A 5,771-nucleotide genomic window follows, 5' to 3' on the forward strand; every position below is an offset into this window, starting at 1 on the left:
GTCGCCCCGAACATCGGCGAGTGCAGCTTCTTCAGCTCGCGGCCCTTGCCGAGGTACATGTGCACGCCGCACGGCAGGCAGGGGTCGAAGCTGCGCACGGCGCGCATGATGTCGACGCCCCGGAAGTCGTCCGGGCCGTTCTCCTCGAAGATCGGCATGTCCTGGACGGCGTCCTCGTACGGGCCGGGCGTGCCGTAGCTGTCGCGCGGGCTGCCGTTCCACGGCGTCGGCGGGTACGGGTGGTAGTTCGCGATCTTCTTGTCCTTGATGACGAGGTGGTGGGACAGCACGCCGCGCACCGCCTCGTGGAAGCCGCATCCGATGCCCTCGTCCGGCACCTCGAAGTCGTCGAAGATCCTGGTGTCGCCTTCCCGGACGAGGCCGAGGCCCTTCTCCAGGAAGTACACCGCCATCGCCGCCGCGTACGCCACGAAGTAGACCCGGGCGCGGTCGCGCTCGATGGCGTTGGACCACTGCGGGATCCGCCATTCGAGCGTCGTCTCCGGCAGCTGCTCGCCCTTCGGCAGCGAGATCTTCACGCTGGAGCCGGTCGACTTCACGTACGGGGTGTCGACGATGTTCGCCAGCGCCGTCGTGTAGAGCCGCGCGAACGGGCCGCCGCCGGTGTCCAGCGCCAGGTGCTCCCGCGTGTCCGGGTTGAACCAGCGGGGGCTCATCACCCAGCTGTACTTGTCGTCGAAGTCGCGCTTCTGCGGGACGGGCAGCGTGGTCTGGTTCCACGGGTGCCGCATGTCGACGGGGTTGCCGAGCGGGTCGTGGGTGACGAACGGCTCCTCGTTCACCCAGTCGTCGTAGTAGGAGCTGCCCAGCAGGATGCGGATGCCGAGGTTGATGTCGACGAGGTCGGTCGTGAGGAGCTTGCCGTCGACGACGATGCCGGGGGTGACGTACATCGCCTTGCCCCAGCGGTTCATGTTCTCGTACTTGTAGTCGCAGACGTCCGGGTCCTGGAACGCGCCCCAGCACCCGAGCAGGACGCGCCGCCGTCCGACCTCCTCGTATCCGGGCAGCGCCTCGTAGAAGAAGTCGAAGACGTCGTCGTTCATCGCGACGGCCTTCTTGACGAAGTCGACGATGCGCATCAGCCGCGACAGGTAGTCGGTGAACAGCGTGGGGCTCGGCATCGTCCCGACACCGCCCGGATAGACGGTCGACGGGTGCACGTGCCTGCCCTCCATCAGGCAGAACATCTCCCGCGTGGTGCGGCTGACCTGGAGCGCCTCCTTGTACACGGCGCCCTCGAACGGGTTGAACGCCTCCATGATGTCGGCGATCGTCCGGTACCCGTGGACTCCGGCGTTCGGCGCCTGCGTGTTCCGCGCCCTCTTCAGGACGCTCGGGTTCGTGTCCTTCACCATCGCCTCGCAGAAGTCCACGAAGACGAGGTTGTCCTGGAAGATCGTGTGGTCGAACATGTACTCGGCGGCCTCGCCGAGGTTGAGGATCCACTCGGCGAGCGGCGGGTTCTTGATGCCGTACGCCATGTTCTGCGCGTACACCGAGCAGGTGGTGTGGTTGTCGCCGCAGATGCCGCAGATGCGGCTGGTGATGAACCCGGCGTCCCGCGGGTCCTTGCCCTTCATGAACACCGAGTAGCCGCGGAACAGCGACGACGTGCTGTGGCACTCGGCGACCCTGCGGTTCGCGAAATCGATCTTGGTGTAGATGCCGAGGTTGCCGATGATGCGGGTGATCGGGTCCCACGACATCTCCACGAGCTGCCCCGGCTGCGCGCCGGCGGGCATCTGCTCGGTCGTTGCCATTCGTGCCGTCCTCTCGCTGTGGTCGTGTTCCGCGGCCCGGACCCTTCCGCTACGGCCGCCAGCGCGGGTTGTAGCCGCTGGTCAGCAGCTCGCGGTCGTGGTGCCACTTCGGCTCCTCGTTCACCGTGGCGTTGGTGATCCCGCGCATCCGGCGGATGAACGCCCCGTAGGGCTTGATCATCATCGAGGAGAGGGTGCCGCCGGGCGGGGCGTCCATGAACGGCATGAACTTGTCCGGGAAGCCCGGCATCGTGCAGCCGATGCAGATGCCGCCCACGTTCGGGCAGCCGCCGATGCCGCCCATCCAGCCGCGCTTCGGCACGTTGCAGTTGACGACCGGGCCCCAGCAGCCGACCTTCACCTGGCACTTCGGCGAGTTGTAGTCCTGGGCGAAGTCGGCCTGCTCGTAGTAGGCGGCGCGGTCGCAGCCCTCGTGCACCGTCTTGCCGAACATCCATTGCGGGCGCAGCTTGTCGTCCAGCGGCGGCGGCGGCGCCGCCCCGGCCGCGTGGTACAGGACCCAGGTCAGGGTCTCCATGAAGTTCTCGGGCTGCACCGGGCAGCCGGGGACGTTCACGATCGGCAGCGCGCCCGCCGACCTGAAGTCCCAGCCGAGGTAGTCCGCGAGGCCCATGCAGCCGGTCGGGTTGCCCGCCATCGCGTGGATGCCGCCGTAGGTGGCGCACGTGCCGGCCGCGACGACCGCCCACGCCTTCGGCGCCAGCCGGTCGATCCACCAGTTCAGCGTGAGCGGCTCGCCGGTGTCCGGGTCGTTGCCGAACGACGACCAGTAGCCGTCCCCGTTGATCTTCTCGTTGGGGACCGAGCCCTCCAGCACGAAGATGAACGGCTCCAGCTCGCCGCGCGCCGCCGCCCGGAACGGCGCGAGGAACTCCTCGCCGCCGAGGGTCGGCGACAGGACCTTGTTGTGCAGGTGCACCTTCGGCAGGCCCGGGATGAGCCCGGTGACCACGTCCTCGATCGCCGGCTGGGCCGACGCCGTCACCGACACGGTGTCGCCGTCGCAGCTCATGCCCTCGGAGATCCACAGGATGTGGATCTCGTCGAAGCCCTTCGCCTCGGTCATGGCGTTACCTCCTCGTCTGCGGGGGCGTCAACGGTGATCGACTCCAGGACGACGTCCTCGTGGCCGGCGGTCCGCACGTCCACGGCGCCGCAGGCCGGGCAGGCCGCGAGCGCCAGGGCCGAGTCCACCGGCGTCTCCGCGCCGCAGCGCGCGCAGCGCACCGACAGCGGCTCCAGCACCAGGTCGATGCCGGCGCCTTCGGCGAGGGTGCCCAGCGCCGCCACCCGGACGCCCTGCTCGATCACCCCGCGGTCGACCGGGTGGCCGCCGACGCGGACCCTCATCCCCCGGACCGGGCGGCCGTCCGCCCGCCGCAGCGCCGCCTCGACGATGGCCTCGCACATCCCCAGCTCATGCATGCGCCCGCTCCACTTCCGTGCTCGCCTCGTCCCGGGCCAGGTCCGTCACCAGCGCGACCGCCTCGTCCAGCACGGCGCGCACGGGCTCGGACAGCTCCATGCGCTCGTCGACGGCGGCGGGCCGGCAGCCCACCACGAGGACGCGCCCCACCTCGCCGCCGAGCTGCCGCAGCAGCCGGAGGACGGCCATCGGGTGCATGCCGTGGCCGTCCACGGCGGGCGGGGCCAGCGGATCGGACGGGTCGAGGCCGGCGACGATGCCGTCCACGGCCGCCGCGTCCACCTCGATGACGGCGAGGGTGCCGGGCTCCCCCTCCACCGGCACCGCGTCCACCATGATCAGGACGCCGTACCGGCCGTTCAGCAGCTCGTAGGCCAGGTGGACGCCGCGGATGCCGTAGTCGGCGACGTCCACGTTCTCCGGGAGGCCGGCCGCGGCCATCCGCCGGACCACCTCGACGCCGAACCCGTCGTCGCCGAGGAAGACGTTGCCGATCCCGGCCACCAGCACCCGCGGGCTCATGGCGCCTCCCCGGCGGCGTCCCGCGCGGTGAGGGGCTCGACCTCGTCGGGGGCGAAGTAGCGGAACCGGCCGTACCACTGGTTGAGCTCGGCCGCCGGATCGTCCTCGACGGTGACGGCCAGGTGCGCGGCGTCGTCCACGTCGGTGAGGACGGCCTCGACGCGGGCGGTCCGGCCGTCCAGGAACCGGTCCTGGGGGTCGGTGCCGCGCGTCCGGGGCCGCAGCCGGACCCGGCTTCCCCGCCCCACGTCGACGCCCGCCACCACCACTCTGCCGGACGCCGCGCCGGGAACCGGCTCCCGGGAGCGGATCGCGCCGTGCAGGCGGGAGAACACCTCCCGCGGCATCGACTCGGTCCGGTCCAGGATCGCGGCGGCCCGCGCGTCGGTGCCGCGCGCCTCCCGCTTCTCGGCGTCGGTCAGCGTCAGCGTCCGCAGCGACAGGATCTCGTCGATCTCCGTCGCGTCGTGCAGGTCGCCGGGGCTCTCCGGGGCGACGCGCGGGTGGTCGTACAGCAGGATCGGCGAGGACAGCACCGTGTGCCGCTCGCCCTCCGGCCCGGCCAGGACGGGGAAGACGTGGACGTTCGCGCACTCGCCGGCCGCCCGCCGCGCCCACTCTGGCGGGTCGAGCAGCGAGACGAAGGCGCCGCCGTCCGTCCGGAGCAGCACGTGGCAGGCGAGCAGCGAGCAGCGCAGCGCCTCGTCGCGGGACGCGGAGCCCGGCGTGCCGGTGCCGGCGTTGTCGATCCGCACCCGGATCCGGTCGAGCGGGCGCGCGGCGTCGCAGCGCTCCGCCGACACGGTGACGGACGCCGTCAGCGGCCACCGCCGCCGGACCACCCGGCCGGCCGCGCCGCCCGCCTCGTCCAGGACGGGCTCGGCCTCCTCGCCTCCCGGGACGTGGACGGTGAACCTCTCCTCGTCCCGGAGCACGTCCCCGAGGCGGAACTGGAGGTCGAATTCCTGCGGCACGGCCTCGTCGAAGGAGAATTCCGCGCGCTCCCCCGCGTCGAGTGAATCGACCGGTTCGTGGCGGCCGCCGGGGAGCCGCTTCTCCACGCCCTTTCTCTGCAACTGGAGAAAACGGACACGGAAATGGACGACGGTGTCGGGCCGCGCCTCGATGAGGCATTCGGTCCGCTGCCACGCCGCCTCGGCCGAGCCCGCGACGCCGGTGTCGTCCAGGCCGTGCTCCCGCGCCCACGCGGGCGGGACGAGCACGCCGAACTGCCAGCGCACGCGGTTCTTGCCGGACGAGCGCCGGTACGGATAGAGCAGGTACCCCTCGTAGAGGACCGCGTCGGCGACCGCCCGCGCGTGCTCGAAGCCGGTCACGTGAATGAACCTCCCCCGCGGCATGCGAAAAGCGTGGAGCCTTTCACCCGCACGGCCTTTCTGCCGTGAAACCGATGCGGGAGCCGGCCACTCTCTGTATAGCAACCGGTGACAGATCCGGTAAGTGCGGCCGGCCACTACGTGCCGGCCGCACCTAGCGCCGGAGGGCGGCGCTCACGCGCGGCTCAGCCTTTTTCTCCGGCGGCCCGGCGAAGGCGGCCGCCGACGGGGCCGGCGCCGCCGATGCCGAGCAGCGCGGCGATCCCGGGCAGGATCGCCGCGAGCCTCGCGAAGGTCACCGGCGCCTCGCCGCCGGACGCCGCAGGGCCAGCCCGACGCCCGCCGACGCGGGCGGCGCGCCGGGACAGCGGCGGCGCGGGCCTGCTCGCCCGGCGCGCCTCCTCCGGCCTGCCCTCGACCGGGCCGCCGCTCTCCCGGGCGAGCCGCATGAGCTCCGCGACGTGCAGTGCGCGCCGCCCCGTCCCGGCGTCCTCGATCTGGGTCTTGCAGGAGAAGCCGTCGGCGACGATGGCCGTGCCGCCGGCGGCGTCCCGGACGGCGGGCAGCAGCGCCTGCTCCCCGCAGTCCATCGAGATGTCGTACTTGCCGTTCTCGAACCCCCAGGAGCCGGCGAGGCCGCAGCAGCCGCCCTTGAGGCTCTCGGTCTCCAGACCCATCCGC

Annotated in this window: 5 protein-coding genes and 1 pseudogene; all 6 read right to left on the reverse strand. The window is 71.7% G+C overall.

The genetic code is table 11. The features are described from left to right. On the reverse strand, positions 1–1,784 hold a 1,784-nt coding region (locus ACIWVC_RS33895; protein ID WP_396453025.1), incomplete at its 3' end, for a nickel-dependent hydrogenase large subunit. Between the two features lie 49 nt (positions 1,785–1,833). Further along, positions 1,834–2,871, reverse strand: coding sequence for a hydrogenase expression protein HypE (locus ACIWVC_RS33900; RefSeq protein WP_396453026.1), 1,038 nt, complete (start codon positions 2,869–2,871; stop codon positions 1,834–1,836). Continuing rightward, entirely contained in the window at positions 2,868–3,230 is a 363-nt protein-coding gene (locus ACIWVC_RS33905) for a hydrogenase/urease maturation nickel metallochaperone HypA (RefSeq protein WP_396453027.1), read from the reverse strand. Before ACIWVC_RS33905 ends, ACIWVC_RS33900 begins: the two co-directional genes overlap by 4 nt. Then, on the reverse strand, positions 3,223–3,753 hold the full coding sequence (locus ACIWVC_RS33910) for a hydrogenase maturation protease (RefSeq protein ID WP_396453029.1): 531 nt from the start codon (positions 3,751–3,753) through the stop codon (positions 3,223–3,225). Before ACIWVC_RS33910 ends, ACIWVC_RS33905 begins: the two co-directional genes overlap by 8 nt. Further along, a complete protein-coding gene (locus ACIWVC_RS33915) occupies positions 3,750–5,090 on the reverse strand; it encodes a hypothetical protein (protein WP_396453030.1) in 1,341 nt (446 codons plus the stop codon). Before ACIWVC_RS33915 ends, ACIWVC_RS33910 begins: the two co-directional genes overlap by 4 nt. A gap of 185 nt (positions 5,091–5,275) precedes the next feature. Then, positions 5,276–5,771: pseudogene (locus ACIWVC_RS33920) on the reverse strand (hypothetical protein); the annotation flags it as partial.

Source organism: Actinomadura sp. (assembly GCF_044508335.1).
GTDB lineage: Bacteria > Actinomycetota > Actinomycetes > Streptosporangiales > Streptosporangiaceae > Spirillospora.

Bases quoted from the DNA above. Each gene is read 5' to 3' on its own strand.
- ACIWVC_RS33900 (WP_396453026.1), bottom strand. From the start codon at position 2,871: ATGACCGAGGCGAAGGGCTTCGACGAGATCCACATCCTGTGGATCTCC.
- ACIWVC_RS33905 (WP_396453027.1), bottom strand. From the start codon at position 3,230: ATGCATGAGCTGGGGATGTGCGAGGCCATCGTCGAGGCGGCGCTGCGG.
- ACIWVC_RS33910 (WP_396453029.1), bottom strand. From the start codon at position 3,753: ATGAGCCCGCGGGTGCTGGTGGCCGGGATCGGCAACGTCTTCCTCGGC.